We start from the raw sequence: 17,358 nt of genomic DNA, 5'->3' as shown, positions 1-17,358 counted from the left end.
CCCGGCACGGCCAGCCGCGGAGTACCGTCGGTGTACAGCAGCAGGAGGTGCCTATGTCCCCCACTCAGAGCGGACCCACCGAGCGCGAGGCCCGCAAGGTTGCGGAGGCCGCCCGGGAATCCGAATGGATCAAGCCGAGCTTCGGCAAGGAACTCTTCCTCGGCAGGCTCCGGCTCGACCTGGTCGACCCGTGGCCGACCAACAGCCCCGAACAGGTAGCCGCCGGCGAGGCCTTCCTGGAGCGGCTGCGAGTCTTCATCGAGGGCGTGGACGGCGCCGCCATCGAGGCCGAGGCGTCGATCCCCGACGAGGTGTTCACCGGCCTGGCCGAGCTGGGCGCGTTCGGCATGAAGCTGCCCACCCAGTACGGCGGACTCGGCTTGTCGCACCTGTACTACTGCAAGGCGCTGACGCTGGCCGGCTCGGCACACTCCTCGCTCGGCACCCTGCTCAGCGCCCACCAGTCGATCGGCGTCCCGCAGCCGGTGAAGATGTTCGGCTCCGAGGAGCAGAAGCAACGGTTCCTGCCCCGGGTGGCCGGCGGCGAGGTGTCGGCCTTCCTGCTCACCGAGCCCGACGTGGGTTCGGACCCGGCCCGGCTGGCCTGCTCGGCCACCCCGGTCGACGGCGGCTACCTACTCAACGGCGTGAAGCTGTGGGCCACCAACGGCACCATCGCCAGCCTGCTGGTGGTGATGGCACGAGTGCCCGCCGGTGAGGGACGCCGCGGCGGCATCACCGCGTTCGTCGTCGAGGCCGATTCCCCCGGCATCACCGTGGAGAACCGCAACGCGTTCATGGGGCTGCGCGGCATCGAGAACTCGGTCACCCGGTTCCATGACGTCTTCGTTCCGGCCGAGAACGTGCTGGGCGGGGAGGGGCGCGGCCTGAAGATCGCGCTGACCACGCTGAACACCGGACGTCTCTCGCTGCCGGCGCTGTGCGTGACCGCGGCTAAGTGGTGCCTGAACGTAGCCCGTGGCTGGCCGGCCGAGCGGGTGCAGTGGGGGCGTCCGGTCGGACGGCACGAGGCGTTGGCGACGAAGATCAGCCACATCGCCGCGACCGCCTACGCCCTGGAGGCGATGCTCGATCTGTCCTGCCTGCTGGCCGACGACGACGCCAACGACATCCGGATCGAGGCGGCGCTGCTCAAGCTGTACGCGTCCGAGCAGGCCTGGACGATCGCCGACGAACTGGTCCAGATCCGCGGCGGACGCGGTTTCGAGACCGCCGCCTCGCAGCGGGCCCGCGGAGAACGCGGCATCGAGGCGGAACAGGTGCTGCGTGATCTGCGGATCATGCGGATCTTCGAGGGCTCGACCGAGATCATGCATCTGCTGATCGCCCGCGAGGCGGTCGACGCCCACTTGGCCGTCGCCGGCGACATCATCGACCCCGAGGCCTCCCGCGAGGACAAGATCAAGGCGGTGGCGAAGGCGGGCGCCTTCTACGCCACCTGGCTGCCCACCCTGGTCGCCGGCAAGGGCGCGGTGCCGACCTCGTTCGCCGAGTTCGGTCCGCTGGCCGCTCATGTCCGCTACCTCGAACGCACCACTCGCAAGCTGGCCCGTTCGATCTTCTACGGCATGGGCCGCTGGCAAGGGGCTATGGAGCGCAAGCAGGCATTCCTGGGCCGAGTGGTCGACATCGGCGCCGAGCTGTTCGCGATGACCGCGGCCTGCCTGCGGGCCAAGGCCGAACGGGCTGAACACCCCGAGGGCGTCGAGCTCGCCGACCTGTTCTGCCAGCAGGCCCGGGTGCGGATCGGCGCGCTGTTCACGGCCCTGTGGGAGAACACCGACGACGCCGACGATGACGCAGCCAAGAAGGTGCTGGCCGGCCGCTACACGTTCCTCGAAGGCGGCATCGTCCTGCCCTCGGACGAAGGGCCCTGGGTGAGCCCCGTCGTAGCGGGGCCATCGGCGAAGCCGGATGTCCGGCGGCACCTCCCACAGCCGGGGGGCAGGTGACCGATGGGCTCAGCACAGATAGGCCTTGGTCACGCTGCTCGAACTGTAGGTGTCATCTCCGCTGAACGAAGCCGTGATCCGGCACTTGGTGGCGCCGCGCGGAATCGTGAACTCGCTGCGGTAGTTGCCCGTCTTGCTCAGTGACGCCGACCGCACCGCGACCACCGACCACGAGGCGCCCTTGAAGACTTCCAAGCGAACGGCAACCGGGGGCTTGGTGAGCGCCGGTGTCAATCGGCCTGTGGCCACCAGATTGTCCGCGACGCATCCGCTCGGGGTGCAGTGCCCGCTCAGCGTACTGACCACGGTGATCGAGGTGGGCTTGCCCACGGCCTTGAACACGGGGCATCCCTTGGGGCCACAGGCCTGCCAGTCGTAGAGCGGACCGTGGACGCTGGTGGTCTCAATCGCACCCTTCAGGCTGATCAGGGCCACGTTCAGCCCGTCGGAGAACGCATAGGAGTTGCCGTCCGGCGCCGGTACGACCGGGCGATTGCCGACGATCTGGTCGCTGGTGACAGGTGGCCACGCCGCCACCTTCGTGGGTTTCGCCGATCCGAGCTGCAGGCTGCCCAGGGACCATGAGCAGGGCGCATCCTCGTTGCAGTCGTAGATCGACACCGCCAGCCGATCGCCCGTCGGCTGCCAACGAACCTTCTGCCCCGCGTAGCTATTCGGCGACTGGCCCCGGCACTCATTGAGGTCGCCGCGGTAGGTGGTGTCGAGCCCCCGTGGATAGGCGCAGTTGCGCGTCCACTGCGACAGCTGCTTGCCGGACGAGTCCATGGTCCAGATGTCCCTGCCGAAGGTGAACGCGATCAAGTCACGACTGGGATGCCAATCGAGGCTGGGCTCCCAGCCCGGCCAGTCGCTGCTCGCCGTGGTCATGATCGACGTCGCCGTCCCGCCTGAGACGGGGACGGTGTAGATCGACTTGACGCCAGTGACTTGGTGTCCATCGAGCTCGCGCACGAGGAAGGCCAGTCGCTTCCCGTCCGGCGACCAGGTCAGCTCCTGGACGGCTCCGTTCGCGATGCTCGTCACCTGCGCATCGCTGCCGTCGGCCCGGTGCACACGCACGTCCTCGGAGTTGGACTTCGCCGAGCGTGCCAGGTAAGCGACGGAAGCACCGTCCGGGGCCATGCGTGCATCGTGGGTGTAGTCGGTGGTGATCCGGGTCACCGGACCGCCTGTGACGGGAGTCAGCCCCAGCCCCCCGCGCGAGATGTGCACCAGCAGCATTCCGTTGGCGCCGCTGGTGGTCGCGTGCGCGGGCAGCTGCGCCGGTGTGGTCGCAAGCAGCAGCAGTGCGACGGCGAGCCAACGGCTCCATTGCATCGGCCGCCGGGTTCGGATTCGGTTCATGACGCCACTCAATCGTTCGCCAACGGACCGCATTGCGGGCTCGGGACGTGCACCCGGTATTTCTTGCTGTACGCCTTGCGTAGCGAACGCGGGTACTTGAGGTTGATCTCCATATCCCACGACGAGGCCGAACTGAACGACTGTCCGAGGCCTGTGGCGTTCAGCCACCCCTTGAACTTCTTGTTCTTCTTGGTCTTGTACTTCGCCGTCTTCGACCAGTTCGACCACCATTGAATCTGGCCGTCGGTGCCCCGCGCCACCAGTCGGTACTTGAACTCGGCCCCCTTGACCCTGTCCTTGCCCTTCGACCACACATAGATGGAAGCCCTGGTGACCTTGAACACGGCTTGGTCGGGCACACAGGAGTACCACCAACGGGCGATGCCATCGTTGTAGCTCGGAGCGTTCTGGCCCGCGCCGTACGTGCCCTGCCAGACACCACCGGCATGGCTCACCCCCGGCGCAACCAGCGACAGCATCAGGGCCAGGACGGCGACGGCCGCCAGTCGAAATCGATTTCGTCGTCGCCGTCGCGGTCCGTCCGCACTCGGATTCGCAGCTGCCGCCGGCGCCTGTGCAGGCACGTCAAATAGATCGTCCGTGGACACGATTCCCCCCCTGAATCAGCACGCGCCCCCCGCGCGTAGCAAACAAATATCGGACAGTTGCACTCTGGTCAAGCCATGGCATTGAGGTCGGCATTTCCCCGAGCCCCCGGTCACCCGGCTACCCTTACGGCATGCCGCCGCTTCGTCTTGCCGCCATCGGCTTGGTCCTGGTGCTGGTCGAGATCCGCCTCGGTTCGCTGCTGTTGTCGCTCGACCTGATCGGTTGGGCCCTGGCTGCGATCGGCATGAACCAACTCATCGATCTGAGCAAGTGGTTCGTCTGGGCCCGCAATCTGGCGATCACCGCGCTGGTGCTGGAACTCGTCCAATTCATCTCGCCACTCGCCCTGATCAGCCTGCTGGCGGACGTCGGACTGCGGCTGGCGGTGCTCGGTTTCGTCTACTGCCTGTGCACCGCGCTGCTGCAGCGACTCGGCAAGCGGGACGGTGGCTACGCCGTCACCCTGCAGGTGCTGCGAGTGGCCATTCCACTGGTCACCCTGCTCGGCGCGGCGTCCGCCGTGGTGTCGCTGCCGGCGAGCGTGCCGGTGGGTTGGCTGTATCCGGCACAACTGGCCGCAACGGTGGTGCTGGCCGTGGTGATCTGGTTGTTGGGTTCCCGGTACACCTACAGCCGCTGAAGTCGATTTCCGTCGCCGACGAAAGGCTCCAGCATTTATTCGGCTGAACAACTTCTGAGAACCGCCTGTGCGCCAGCCTAGTCCTGTGCAAGTATGGCGGATCGCCTGAGCAACGACGCCGGGCGATAGCCCCCCATTCCAGCGCCGGAGCGGTTCGATCCATACCCCCGGGCTTGGACTGATCGAAGGAGTCGCATTGCGAACCACCCCAACCCTGGCCGCCATTGTTGGCGGCGTGCTCACCTGCACATTATTGGCCCCACCGGCGGCGCAAGCCGATCCGTACGGCCAAGGCCCGACCGAGAAGACGGTCACCGACGGAACCACCTCCTTCACCGTGGTCACCAACCCCAATGGTGGCGCCACTCTGAGCTACATCGCCGGCGGGCCGGTCAAGCTGCTGAAGATCAAGTCGGGGAAGACCACCCTGGCCTTCAAGGACATGAACGCCAACGGCAAGCTGGACACCTGGGAAGACTGGCGCAAATCGGTCGACGAGCGGGCGAAGGCCCTGGCCCAAGAGGTGACCATCGAGCAGATCGCCGGCCTGATGCTATTCAGTTCACACGAGCGCAACCCGCAGGACGGTCTCACCGACGCGCAGCGGAAATACATCAAGGAGGACCAGCTTCGCAATGTGTTGAACGCCGGCCCGAACGATGTCACGGCCAACGTCACCTGGGTGAATGCGATGCAGGCCTTCGCCGAGAAGCAGGCGGCGTCCGGGCTGCCCTACATTCCGGTGAACTTCTCTTCCGACCCGCGTTCCACCGCGGCCCAGGACTCGGCCTACAACGCCGAGGGCGATGATATTTCGCGCTGGCCCTCGAACATCGGCCTAGCCGCGACGTTCTCTGAGAAGACCATGCTGAACTTCGCCAAGATCTCGTCGGCCGAGTACCGGGCGATGGGAATCACCACCGCACTCGGTCCGCAGATCGATCTGGCCACCGAGCCGCGTTGGCTGCGCAACGACGGCACCTTCGGTGAGAACGTCGAGCTGGCCAAGACGATGGCCAAGGCCTACGTCGACGGTTCGCAGAACACCTACGACAAGCGCGGACGCTCAACCGGCTGGGGTTCGGACTCGATCAACACGATGATCAAGCACTGGCCCGGCGACGGTGCTGGTGAGGGCGGTCGTGAGTCGCACCTGAATGCCGGCAAGTACGCCGTCTACCCGGGCAACAACTACGCCGAACACACCAAGCCCTTCATGGCGGCCAAGAACGCGACCGCGGTGATGAGCTCGTACTCGATCGCGATCGCCGGCAACGGCAAGCCGCTCACCGGCAACCGGGTCGGCTCCGCCTACGACAAGGTCAAGATCGGCGGCCTGCGCAACAGCGGCTACGACGGCGTCATCTGCACCGACTGGGGTGTCACCACGGGCTACACCGACCCGAACTCCATCTTCGGAATGGCCTGGGGCATGGAGAAGGCGTCCGTCGAAGAGCGGCACTACGCCGTGTTGAAGGCGGGCGTTGACATGTATGGCGGCAACAACAAGAAGCTGCCGGTACTGGCCGCCCACCAGATGTGGCAGGACGATTTCAAGGCCGGCAAGAACAGCATCGACGCCGACACCCGGTTCCGCCAGTCCGGCGAGCGCATTCTGCGCATGCTGATGTACCCGGGCCTGTTCGAGAACCCCTACCTCGACCTGGCCACGTCGCAGAAGATCGTGGCGAGCGCCGACAAGGTGCAGGCCGGCATCGACGGACAGTTCGACTCGGTGGTCATGCTGAAGAACTCCCACCGGACGATTCGGCAGGCATCGCTGCGGCAGTTCAAGAACAAGACCGTCTACATTCCGAGCTCGATCGGGCACGGTTTCCCGAGCGTCTTCTCGCAGGCCACCGTCGACCGAGTGGGGCCGACGCTCGATGCCGACCTGGCCAAGAACTACTTCAAGAAGGTGCTCACCGATACCCCGGTGAAGAACTCGAATGGCGATGTGGTCGACTACATCATGCCCGACCTCAAGAACGTCGATCTTGTTCTGCATGCGATGCGCAGCCCGGACAACGGCGACAACTTCACCGGCGCCGGACGGAATCCCGATAACACCTACTACCCGTTGTCGCTGCAGTGGAAGCCCTACACCGCCACCGGTCCGAACGTGCGCAAGAAGTCGATCGCGGGCGACATCCTGGACAACGGTCGCCAGGAGAACCGGTCCTACTTCGGCGCCACCTCCAAGATCGGCAACGAGTTCGACCTGAAGGCACTCAACCGCACGGTCAAGGCCGTGAAGCAGGTCGAGCGCCGCACCGGGAAGAACATTCCGGTCATCGTCTCGGTCAAGGCCAAGAGCAGCTTCATCCCGAAGGAGTTCGAGAAGAAGGTGGACGCGATCCTGGTCGGCTACTCGATCAACGACCGGGTGTTCATCGAGACCGCTCTGGGCCAGCACAACCCGCAGGGGCGCCTGCCGCTGACCAGCCCGAAGAACATGAACGCGGTGGAGAAGCAGAAAGAGGACGTCGGCGAGGACATGAAGCCCTACGTCGACTCTCGCGGCAACGTCTACAAGTTCGGCTTCGGCTTGAACTGGTACGGCAAGATCCGCGGAAAGCACCAGCACCGCTGACAGCTGAGCGGGGTGAGTCCGATCGCGGTCGGACTCACCCCGCTTTGCCGTTGGTCGAGTTCGTCCCGTTGCCCGAGCTTGTCGAGACCCGGGCCCTCAACCGAGTTGGTACACCCGCCGGGCGTTGCCGTTGCCGATCAACTCGGCGATCCGGACGGCGTCCGCGACTGAGGCATGACCACGGTCGATCCACTCGGCCAGGGTCTCAGCGAGACCTTGACGGAACAGCTGCGCCCCGACGTAGTAGAGCTCGGGCAGCCCGAAGGTGTCGGTGGAGAACAGCGCCTTGTGGAACGGGGTGAGCTCCAGCGATTCGGCGATCACCGCTGCCGAGCGCGCCCCCGTGTAGTTGATCGCCAGCCCGACGTCGCAGTAGACGTGCGGATACACCTGGGCCAGGTAGCCGGCCTCGCGGTGGTACGGGTAGCAGTGCAGCAGCATCACCGACGTTCCCGACTCGCGGGTCGCCTTCAACCAGGCGGACATCAGCAACGGGTTGCAGCGAACCAGGTCGACGTCGGCGTCCCCGTAGCCGACATGGAATTGCAGCGGCAGCGCCAGGTCGACGCCGCACCAGATGCCGAACCGCAAGAGCACCGGGTCGGTGAGCCGGACGACGCCGGTGCGGGCGATCTCGTCCAGCCAGGCCGCGGCCCGTTCGGCCACCTTAGCCTCGCTGGGCCGTCCGGGCGCGAAATCCAGGCCGTACCGGTAGGCGACGATGCTCTTCAGCCCCACCGCGTCCGCGGTCGCGGAGGCCAGCGCGGCCCGGTACGCCTCCGGATAGCCGGCCCCGGAACCCACCACCGCCGCCACCTGTTCGGCGACCGCCTCCAACCGGACGATCTCGTGCGCCTCGGCACCGCTGACCTCCGCCATTCCCGGCACGTCGAGGATGTCATCGCCGCGGTAGCCCGTGTCCAGCAGCAGGGTGTGCAGGCGGGCTGCCCCCAGCAGTCGCCGGTTGACCTCGCCGGCCCCCAGCTCGGCGCGCCGCGCCAGGTAGTCGGCCGGACTGCGGTCGGGTGACAGGTCGAGCGCCGGTGCGCACCGACGACGGATCGCCAACCCCACCTGGGAGTCCCAGCCCGAGGTTCCCGCCGGGGCCGGCCACGGTGACTCGGTCATCAGGTCGTCGAAGACGGCGGCCGTGGGATGGCCGGTGATCACCCCGTGGCAGTGGTGGTCGATCAGTTCGACCGCGTCGATCAGGTCTCGACAGGCTCGACCAGCAGAGATGTCAGTAGACATCGCGGTAGTCGGCGCAGATGTCGGCCTCCGAGCGTCCCTTGGCCCGGGCGATCTCCTCGCGCTTGATGGCCAGGAAGGTGTCCAGCATCTCGCGGTCGAACCAGCCCGTGACCACCTCGTCGGCCAGCAGCGCGTCCAAGGCCTCGGTCAGCGACGCCGGCAACGTCCGGACGCCGGCCGCCTCACGTTCGTCGGGCGTCAGGGCGTCCACCTCGACGTCGAGCACCCGCGGTGCCGGCAGCTTGTTCCGGATGCCCTCCAGGCCGGCCCGGACGATGCAGCCGAGGTAGAGCCACGGGTTGCTGGTGGCGTCGCCGGCGCGGTACTCGATGTTGTACTGCGCGGCACGGTTCTTGCCCTCGACCTCGACCAGCGGGCAGATCCGCAGCATTGCCTCACGGTTCTGCTCGCCGAGGAAGGCGTGTCCGGCCGACCAGCGATGCGGGGTGAGCCGCTGGTACGAGACCACGCTGGACGCGGTCAGCGCCGTGATCGCCCGGCAGTGTCGCAGGATGCCGGCGGCGAACTGGCCGGCGACCTCGGACATCCGTCCCGGCCGGGAGGCGTCGAAGGTGGCCGGCACACCGTCGCCGGTGCGCAGCGACACATGCAGATGGACGCCGTTGCCGGAGCCGTCCGGGTCGAGCAGTGGTGAGAAGGACGCCTGCTTGTCGTGCAGTTTCGAGTAGTGCCGGACCAGGTCGCGCAGCAGCACCGCACGGTCGGCGATCTCGACGTCGAGGGCCGGTGGGATAACCACCTCCCACTGGTTCGCCCCGTACTCGGGCAGCCAGTTCTCCGGTTCGATGCCGGCCTTGGTGAGCGCCGCCACCAGGCCCGAACCCCACGGTTCGCCGCCCAGCAGGGCGTCCAGCGAGAACGGTGCCGGCGGCGCGTCGTCGGTGACCAGCATGAACTCGTGTTCGAAGGCGCCGTAGATGTGCAGCCCGGTCTCGGCGGCCAGGTCGGCCAGCGCGGTGCGCAGGAAGGTGCGCGGACAGGCGGCCCAGGGCGTCAGGTCGATGTTGACCGTGTCCCCCAGCATCACGGTGACCGGCCGGCCGTCCGGCCCGGGTGGGAACTGGGTGCGGGTCGCCGGGTCGGGGATCAGCCGCAGATCACCGGTGGAGCCGAACACCGCACCGTCGGCGACGATGTGCCCGAACGGCCCGATGCCCAGGTTCGCCGGCACCCAGCCGCAGCCGGTGTCCAGGGAATCTTCGAGCCGGGCCAACGGCATTGCGCGTCCGCGGGTGATGCCGACCAGATCGTTGGTTCCGACGAAACCGAGTTCGCTGGTCATCAGGACTCCTTACCGGCCGCTGTCGCGGCCTCGTCGGGTTCACCGAGCTCTTCGGTGAGATGGGCGCCCACTCGCTGGGCGATGGACGGTGCGAGGAAGATCACCAGCAGGCCGATCACGCACCAGGCGCCGGCGATCCACGGGAAGAGGGTGTAGGGGAACTCGGTGCCCAACTGCTGGCTGTAGACGTAGAGCAGGTAGCCGATGCCGAGCACCGGGATGGCGATCTCCCACTTCGGGATGGTGTTGTTGCCCTTGAGGGTGAAGTAGATGACGCCCGCCGAGGCCACCGAGTAGGCGACCAGCATGCACAGCACGGCGATCGTCGCGTACCAGTAGTAGGCGTCGAAGGCGGCGACGCCGGCGAAGCCGAGCCCGGCGCACAGCGCGAACGACAGCACCACCACGCAGGTCACGGCGTTGCCCGGCACCCCGTGCTTGCTCAGCACGCCAAGTTGCTTGGGCCCGAATCCGTCCCGGGCGAGGGCGAACAGCAGACGTCCGGCCGCCGCGGTCGATCCGATGGTGGACGCCAGCGCCACTGCCAACGCGCAGAACGCGAGGACGACCGCGAACCATTCGCCGACGTAGATGGCGGCCAGGTCGGTGATGCTGGAGGTCGATCCGGCGAACGCCGCGATGCCGGCCGCGTCGGTGCCGAAGCCGACGGTCTGGGCGAACATCATCAGCACGTACAGCAGGCCGCCCAGGATCACGGCGCCGGCGATCGCCCGCGGAATGTTGCGGCGCGGGTTCTCTGTCTCTTCGCCCAGCGACGAGCAGGACTCGAAGCCGGCCCACGAGAGGAAGGCGAACACCGAGGCCGCCATCAGGGTTCCGAACGGGACGTCGCCGGGGGTGAAGGTGCTGACCACGTCGATCGTCTGACCGTTCGGTGCGCTGCCCGCCGCGGCCCGGCCGAAGATCACCGCGGCCAGCGCCAGCAGCGCGGCGATGCCGATGCCGCCGATCAGCAGCAGCACATTGGCCGTGACCGTCGACTCGCGGAGGTTCAGCGCCAGCACCAGGACGGCGGCCAGCAGCGCCACGATCAGCCAGTTCGGCATCGCGGTGACGCCCAGCTGTTGCAGGAACGCTTCGAAGAACACTCCGCAGGAGGCCATCGTGCAGGCGGCGAAGAACACGTAGGTGCCGAGCAGCGACCAGCCGCCGAAGAAGCCGGCGCGCGGTCCGACGGTGATGCCGACCAGGCCGTAGATCGAGCCGGCATGGTTGAAGTACGAAGTGAGCCGGACGAAGCCGTAGGCGACCGCGCCGACGCCGGCGAACGCGATGACGAACACCAGCGGAACGCTCGCGCCCACCATGCCGGCCACCCCGATGCCGTTGAGCGACATCGCCAGCACCGGCGCCATGAAGCCGACCGAGATGGCGATCGCCTGCCAGAGTCTGAGCTTTCCGGTGGTGGCGGTATCAGACATGGCTCCTGCTTCCTTGGCGGGTTCTCAGGCAAACGTGCTGGCTAGGGGTTCTCGGCGTCAAGCACCCCCCTCCCGGGCTGAGACCTTGTCATGGGCGGGTGACAGCCGGCGATCAGCACAGTCCGAGCGCTACTCGGCCGTCAGGTCGCCCGAGGCGAGGGCCGCCGCATCGCCGGCCATCCGGCCGCTCGCGTAGCCGGCGGAGTCGTAGCCACCACGGACCCGTTCGGAGGTGGTGCGTGCGAACCGGTCGGCCATGAACTCGTCGATGCGGGTGTCCCGCGAACGCAGCACGGGCAGGAATCCCTGCGCGTCGGTGCCCGCGTAGGCAAGCCTGCGGACCTCCTCCAGTCGTTCCCCGATCCGTCCGGTGAAGCCGAGCAGGAAGGCGGAGCGGAACGCCTGGGACCGGGTGCGCGCCCCCGCTGGAGCCGTCGCACTCGCCTCAGCCAACGCACGTTGGGCCTGCACAAGCAGCGAGGTGAACAGCAGTTCGACCGCCTCCAGGTCGTCGCTGTAGCCGATCACGTGGGACAGCGCCAGTTCGGCTAGGAAGAGGGCTCGGCAGCGGGTGTTCTCGGCGATCGTCTGCAGCAACAGCGCCTTGGCGTCGGCGTAGGGCGGGTCGAGTGGAACCCGAATCATCCCCGGAGAATTCTCGGCTGCGCCGCCCTCATCAACCATCGCTTGCTCGATGGCGTGTTTGGTCATCAGTTGCTGGGCTTTCGCGGTGAACGCCATCGCCTCGGACTCGTGCTCAGTCGACTCCGCCTTCGCCAGCAGCGCACGGACACGCTCGAGGATCGGATTGGCGCTCGCGGCGGAGGCGGACCGGCCGACCAACGGACGTCGGACGCGAACGCCGGGCGGCGGAGCCAGAAGCTGTTCCAAGTCGGGAAGCCGGCCCAGGACCGCCGCGAGCCTGAGGACGCTCACCAGGGCATCGTCGGGCACCCGCCTGGCCCAGGTCATCGCCCAGCCATGGCCCGGCAGCTGCCGGGGCAAACCTGCAGCGGTCCACTGCCGGATCCACTGCGGATCGTCCAGCGTCGGGTCGTGCCGCGAGGCTCGCTCGGCCGCGACAGCGAAGCGGACCAGGTCAGCACCGGCAGCCTTCGCCCGCGTCCGCGCGATGCGGATCAGCTCCGTTGGCTGCCAGCCGCTGCCGTACAGCTCGCGCACCCAGCCCACCAGGACCGGTTCGGCGTCGGCATAGAACTTGGCCGGTTCGACGGACCGCGCCTCGGTCAGGATCGGCAGCATCGGCCTGCCGGCGCGGGCATCCGCCAAGATCTCGGTCGTCCCCCGCGGACGCGGATCCGGTTGTCGGGGCCGATGGAAGGCACTGTCGAAGAACCTGTCGGCCTCCGCCGTGAACGGGCTGGCCGGCCCATTGGGCCGTGGCGGCTGCTGCTTCTCACGCGCCCGCTGCCGGGCCCGTTCCTTGGCTCGGGTGGCCCTCTTGGTCTGACTTCCGCGACTCATGACGCAGATCGTAAGAAGTGCCTCCGACAGAATCTGCGGGCGAGAGTTTGTGTCAGTGCGGCGTGGCATTGTGGTCGCGTCATGGCAGACGACGTTCTCGATCGGTTCTCCCCGGCCACCGCGAGCTGGTTCCGGAGCAGCTTCTCCGCGCCCACCGCGGCCCAGGCGGGGGCCTGGGAATCGATCAGTTCCGGTCAGCACACCCTGGTGGTCGCGCCCACCGGATCGGGTAAGACGCTGTCGGCATTCCTCTGGGCGCTCGATCGGCTGGCCACCGAACCGACCCCTGAGAAGCTGAAACGCTGCCGCGTGCTGTACGTGTCGCCGCTGAAGGCGCTGGCCGTCGACGTGGAACGCAACCTGCGCTCGCCGCTGGTCGGGATCGGCCACGAGGCCGTCCGGATGGGGGTCGAACCGCCGGTGATCACGGTCGCGGTGCGCTCCGGCGACACCCCCGCCGACCAGCGCCGCAGCTTCGCGCGCGAGCCGTCCGACATTCTGATCACCACCCCGGAGTCGCTGTTCCTGCTGCTCACCTCGGCCGCCCGCGAGACCCTCAGCAATATCCAGACCGTGATCGTCGACGAGATCCACGCCCTGGCCGGCGGCAAGCGCGGCGCCCATCTGGCGCTGTCCCTGGAACGCCTGGACGCCCTGCTGGAACGCCCGGCGCAGCGCATCGGGCTGTCGGCGACGGTGCGTCCGATCGAGGAGGTGGGCCGGTTCCTGGCCGGTGGGCGTCCGGTCAGCATCGTCAACCCGCCCAGCGAGAAGTCCTGGGAGCTGTCGGTCGTCGTTCCGGTGCCCGACCTGGGCGCGCTCGGCGAGGTCACCGACGACCTCTCCGGCCCGGCGGCGGGTGATCCGCGGCGCACCTCGATCTGGCCGCACGTCGAAGAGAAGATCGTCGACCTGATCGCCGCGCATCGTTCGACCCTGGTGTTCGCCAACTCGCGCCGGCTGGCCGAGCGGCTGACCGCCCGGTTGAACGAGATCTGGGCAGAGCGATCCTCGCTGGGTCTCGACAAGCTCGACCAGCGGACTCGGGCGCCGGCGGAGATCATGGCCCAGTCCGGCCAGTCCCACGGCGCCCCGCCACTGCTGGCCCGCGCCCACCACGGCTCGGTCAGCAAGGAACAGCGCGCCCAGACCGAGGACGACCTGAAGGCCGGGCGGCTGCCCGCCGTGGTGGCCACCTCGTCGCTGGAACTCGGCATCGACATGGGTGCGGTCGACCTGGTGGTGCAGGTCGAGGCGCCGCCGTCGGTGGCGTCCGGGCTGCAACGGGTCGGCCGTGCCGGCCACCAAGTGGGTGCGGTCTCCCGCGGCGTGCTGTTCCCGAAGTTCCGCGGCGACCTGGTGCAGACCGCGGTGATCACCGAACGGATGCGGGCCGGCGCCATCGAGGAGTTGCGGGTGCCGTCCAATCCGCTGGACGTGCTGGCCCAGCAGATCGTCGCGATCTGCGCGCTCGATTCGATCACGGTGCCCGACCTGGAGGCCCTGGTCCGGCGCGCCGCGCCGTTCAGCGGGCTGACCCGTCCGGTGCTCGAATCGGTGCTCGACATGCTGGCCGGACGCTACCCGTCCGAGGCGTTCGCCGAACTGCGGCCACGGCTGGTCTGGGACCGCACCACCGACACCCTGACCGGACGCCGCGGCGCGCAACGACTGGCCGTCACCTCGGGCGGCACCATTCCCGATCGCGGCATGTTCGGCGTGTTCGTGCTCGGCGAAGGGGTCGGACGCCGGGTCGGCGAACTCGACGAAGAGATGGTCTACGAGTCCCGCGTCGGCGACGTGATCACCTTGGGCACCTCCACCTGGCGGATCGAGGACATCACCCACGACCAGGTGCTGGTCAGCCCCGCGCCCGGCGAACCCGGACGACTACCGTTCTGGAAGGGCGACACGCTGGGTCGGCCCGCCGAGCTGGGCAAGGCGCTGGGCGCGTTCGTCCGCGAGCTCGGTGGCCTCTCCCCCGAGGCGGCCCGGCAGCGAGCCACGGCGGCCGGCCTGGACGCCTGGGCGGCCGACAACCTGATCGGCTATCTGACCGAGCAGCGCGAGGTGATCCCGCAACTGCCCAGCGACACCACGATCGTGGTGGAGCGATTCCGCGACGAACTCGGCGACTGGCGGGTGGTGATCCATTCACCCTTCGGCGCCGGGGTGCACGCGCCATGGGCGCTGGCCATCGCGGCCCGGCTGCGGGAATCGCACAGCGTCGACGTCCAGGCCATGCACGGCGACGACGGCATCGTGCTGCGGCTGCCCGATGTGGGCTGGGCCGAGGAAGGGAACCCGGTTCCCGACCTGGTGGACGCGATCGTGCTCGATCCCGACGAGGTCTCCGGCCTGGTCACCGAGCAGATCGGTTCGTCGGCGTTGTTCGCCAGCCGCTTCCGGGAGTGCGCGGGCCGGGCGCTGCTGCTGCCGCGGCGTCGTCCGGACAAGCGTCAGGCCTTGTGGCAGCAGCGTCAGCGGGCCTCGCAGCTGCTCGAGGTGGCCGCGCAGTATCCGAGCTTCCCGATCGTGCTCGAGGCGGTGCGGGAATGCGTCCAGGACGTCTTCGACGTGCCGGCGCTGGTCGAGCTGATGCGGGCGATCGCCGCCCGACAGGTGCGCACCGTCGAGGTGACCACGCCGAGGCCGTCGCCGTTCGCCGGTTCGTTGCTGTTCGGCTACGTCGCGCAGTTCCTCTACGAGGGTGACTCGCCGCTGGCCGAGAAGCGCGCGGCGGCGCTCACCCTCGACCCGGCGCTGCTCGCCGACCTGTTGGGCACCTCCGACGGTCTGGCGCTGGCCGACCTGCTCGACCCCGAATCGCTGACCCGGACCGAGTCCGAACTGCAGCATCTGGTCGAGACTCGCCGCGCCCGCGATCTGGAGGACCTGGCCGATCTGATCCGGATTCTCGGTCCGCTCGACCTGCCCGCGCTGCGTGCCCGCAGTGCCGAACCCGAGCGGGTGCCCGAGTGGCTGATCGCGCTGACCGAGCAACGCCGGGTGATCGAGGTGCGCATCGGCGGCGGTACCCGGTGGGCCGCTGTGGAAGATGCCGGACGGCTGATCGACGCGCTGGGCGTCAGCGTGCCGGTGGGAGTGCCCGAGGTGCATCGTGCGCCGGTGCCGGATCCGCTGGGTGATCTGGTGCTGCGCTGGGCCCGTGGGCATGCCCCGTTCCTGGCCGCCGACGTGGCCGCCTGGCTCGGTCTCGGACCGGTCGTGGTGCACGGCGTGCTGCGCCGGCTGGTCGCCGACGGACGTCTGGTCGAGGGCGATCTGCGACCGCCGGGTTGGTTGCCGCCGTCGGCCGAGCCTCCGCTGATCGAGCTTGTCGAGCCTCCGTTGGTCGAGCTTGTCGAGACCCCGCGAGGTGGAGGCGGTCTCAGTTACTGCGACCCCGGGGTGCTCCGCGTGCTCAGGCGCCGCTCACTGGCCGCACTGCGCAACGCCGTCGAGCCCGTCCCACCTCGACAGTTCGCCCGCTTCCTTACCCAGTGGCAGGGTCTCCGGACGCCGCTGACCGGAACCGCGGGCGTCTTGTCCGCGGTCGAGCAGTTGGCCGGCTACCCGGTGCCGGCCAGCTCACTGGAGTCATTGGTGCTGCCGGCCCGGGTGCGGGACTACCGTCCGGCGATGCTCGACGAACTGCTCGCCGCCGGCGAGGTGGTCTGGCAAGGAGCAGGTGCCCTGGCCGGCACGGACGGCTGGGTCAGCCTGCACCCGGCCGAGATGGCGCCGCTGACCCTGCATCCGCCGGGCGAAGTGCCCAGCGAGCTCGCCGGACGCGTCCTGGAGGCGTTGACCGGTGGCGGCAGCTACTTGTTCCGCACCCTCGGCGAACGTGTCGAGGCCACCGACGCCGAACTCAGCGAGGCGCTGTGGCAGCTGGTCTGGGCGGGCCACCTCAGCAACGACACCCTGGCGCCGCTGCGGGCGCTGCTGAGCGGTGGCCGGGCCAGCCTGAAGTCCCGGCCGACGCCCGCGCGAGGCCGGTTCGGACGCCGTCCGCTGCCCCGCGGACCGCTGCCCCGGGCGTCCGGCCCGCCCGAGGCGTCCGGACGATGGGCGCTGCTGCCGGCGGTCGAGACCGAGCCGACGGTGCTGGCCGCGGCACGCGCCGAGGTGCTGCTCGACCGGTACGGGGTGGTCACCCGGGGCAGCGTCGCGAACGAGGAGGTGACCGGGGGTTTCGCCGGCGCCTACCGGGTGTTCAGCGCGCTGGAGGAGGCCGGTCAGGTGCGCCGCGGCTACTTCGTCGAGGGCTTGGGTGCCGCCCAGTTCAGCGACCGGCACGCCATCGACCTGCTGCGTGAAGCGCCCGCGGCGCCAGGTGCGTTGGTGCTGGCCGCCACCGATCCGGCCAACCCCTACGGCGCCGCCCTGCCCTGGCCGGCGCGCGCCGAGGGCACCAAGCATCAGCCCGGGCGCAAGGCCGGCGCCCTGGTGGTGCTCGCCGACGGCGATCTCACCCTCTACGTCGAACGGGGCGGCCGCACCCTGCTGTCCTTCGCCGACGACGCCGACCAGCTGACCGCCGCCGCGCAGGCACTGGCGCAGGCGGTGCATGCCGGTGTGCTCGGCAAGATGACGGTGGCCAAGATCGACGGTGCCGACGTGCTCGGCTCCGACCACGCGCTGGCCGAAGCCCTGGCCGCAGCAGGATTCCGGTTGACGCCCCAGGGCCTGCG

The 17,358-nt window shown here is 68.6% G+C and carries 10 protein-coding genes; 4 read left to right on the top strand and 6 right to left on the bottom strand.

Annotation, left to right across the window (positions count from 1 at the left end; genetic code table 11):
- The first annotated feature begins 53 nt into the window (after positions 1-53).
- Positions 54-1,973: an acyl-CoA dehydrogenase family protein gene (locus tag Q0066_RS13875; protein WP_298133883.1), complete on the top strand. Its 1,920-nt coding sequence runs from the start codon at positions 54-56 to the stop codon at positions 1,971-1,973.
- A gap of 9 nt (positions 1,974-1,982) precedes the next feature.
- On the opposite strand, the gene Q0066_RS13870 is transcribed toward Q0066_RS13875, so the two are convergent.
- Positions 1,983-3,311: an LpqB family beta-propeller domain-containing protein gene (locus tag Q0066_RS13870; protein WP_298133881.1), complete on the bottom strand. Its 1,329-nt coding sequence runs from the start codon at positions 3,309-3,311 to the stop codon at positions 1,983-1,985.
- Positions 3,312-3,346: 35 nt separating this feature from the next.
- Complete coding sequence (locus tag Q0066_RS13865) at positions 3,347-3,946, bottom strand: hypothetical protein (RefSeq protein ID WP_298133879.1); 600 nt, start codon at positions 3,944-3,946, stop codon at positions 3,347-3,349.
- Positions 3,947-4,077: 131 nt separating this feature from the next.
- Between Q0066_RS13865 and Q0066_RS13860 the strand changes: the two genes are divergently transcribed.
- A complete protein-coding gene (locus Q0066_RS13860) occupies positions 4,078-4,587 on the top strand; it encodes a hypothetical protein (protein ID WP_298133877.1) in 510 nt (169 codons plus the stop codon).
- A 196-nt stretch (positions 4,588-4,783) separates the two neighbouring features.
- Positions 4,784-7,180 carry a glycoside hydrolase family 3 N-terminal domain-containing protein gene (locus Q0066_RS13855; protein ID WP_298133875.1) on the top strand — a complete coding sequence of 799 codons (2,397 nt, stop codon included), beginning with the start codon at positions 4,784-4,786 and terminating at the stop codon, positions 7,178-7,180.
- Between the two features lie 96 nt (positions 7,181-7,276).
- Here the strand turns inward: Q0066_RS13855 and Q0066_RS13850 are convergent, their stop codons facing one another.
- From Q0066_RS13850 to Q0066_RS13835, 4 genes are all read right to left on the bottom strand, one after another.
- Positions 7,277-8,431 carry an amidohydrolase family protein gene (locus Q0066_RS13850; RefSeq protein WP_298133873.1) on the bottom strand — a complete coding sequence of 385 codons (1,155 nt, stop codon included), beginning with the start codon at positions 8,429-8,431 and terminating at the stop codon, positions 7,277-7,279.
- Positions 8,421-9,734 (bottom strand): glutamine synthetase family protein, encoded by a 1,314-nt coding sequence (locus Q0066_RS13845; protein ID WP_298133871.1) that lies wholly within the window; start codon positions 9,732-9,734, stop codon positions 8,421-8,423. The genes Q0066_RS13850 and Q0066_RS13845 overlap by 11 nt, the downstream gene beginning before the upstream one ends.
- Positions 9,734-11,176, bottom strand: coding sequence for an APC family permease (locus Q0066_RS13840; RefSeq protein ID WP_298133869.1), 1,443 nt, complete (start codon positions 11,174-11,176; stop codon positions 9,734-9,736). Before Q0066_RS13840 ends, Q0066_RS13845 begins: the two co-directional genes overlap by 1 nt.
- Positions 11,177-11,305: 129 nt before the next feature.
- The gene (locus Q0066_RS13835) at positions 11,306-12,661 is read right to left on the bottom strand and encodes a DUF2786 domain-containing protein (RefSeq protein ID WP_298133866.1); all 1,356 of its coding nucleotides are present in this window, start codon (positions 12,659-12,661) and stop codon (positions 11,306-11,308) included.
- Positions 12,662-12,742: 81 nt separating this feature from the next.
- Between Q0066_RS13835 and Q0066_RS13830 the strand changes: the two genes are divergently transcribed.
- On the top strand, positions 12,743-17,358 hold a 4,616-nt coding region (locus Q0066_RS13830), incomplete at its 3' end, for an ATP-dependent helicase (RefSeq protein WP_298133865.1).

This window comes from Micropruina sp. (assembly GCF_027492755.1).
Taxonomy (GTDB): Bacteria; Actinomycetota; Actinomycetes; order Propionibacteriales; family Propionibacteriaceae; genus Micropruina.
Note: the sequence above shows the minus strand (reverse complement) of the source record. Positions and strands in the feature narration are given on the sequence as shown.

Bases quoted from the DNA above. Each gene is read 5' to 3' on its own strand.
- Q0066_RS13875 (WP_298133883.1), top strand. From the start codon at position 54: ATGTCCCCCACTCAGAGCGGACCCACCGAGCGCGAGGCCCGCAAGGTT.
- Q0066_RS13870 (WP_298133881.1), bottom strand. From the start codon at position 3,311: ATGCAATGGAGCCGTTGGCTCGCCGTCGCACTGCTGCTGCTTGCGACC.
- Q0066_RS13860 (WP_298133877.1), top strand. From the start codon at position 4,078: ATGCCGCCGCTTCGTCTTGCCGCCATCGGCTTGGTCCTGGTGCTGGTC.
- Q0066_RS13850 (WP_298133873.1), bottom strand. From the start codon at position 8,431: ATGTCTACTGACATCTCTGCTGGTCGAGCCTGTCGAGACCTGATCGAC.
- Q0066_RS13845 (WP_298133871.1), bottom strand. From the start codon at position 9,734: ATGACCAGCGAACTCGGTTTCGTCGGAACCAACGATCTGGTCGGCATC.
- Q0066_RS13840 (WP_298133869.1), bottom strand. From the start codon at position 11,176: ATGTCTGATACCGCCACCACCGGAAAGCTCAGACTCTGGCAGGCGATC.
- Q0066_RS13835 (WP_298133866.1), bottom strand. From the start codon at position 12,661: ATGAGTCGCGGAAGTCAGACCAAGAGGGCCACCCGAGCCAAGGAACGG.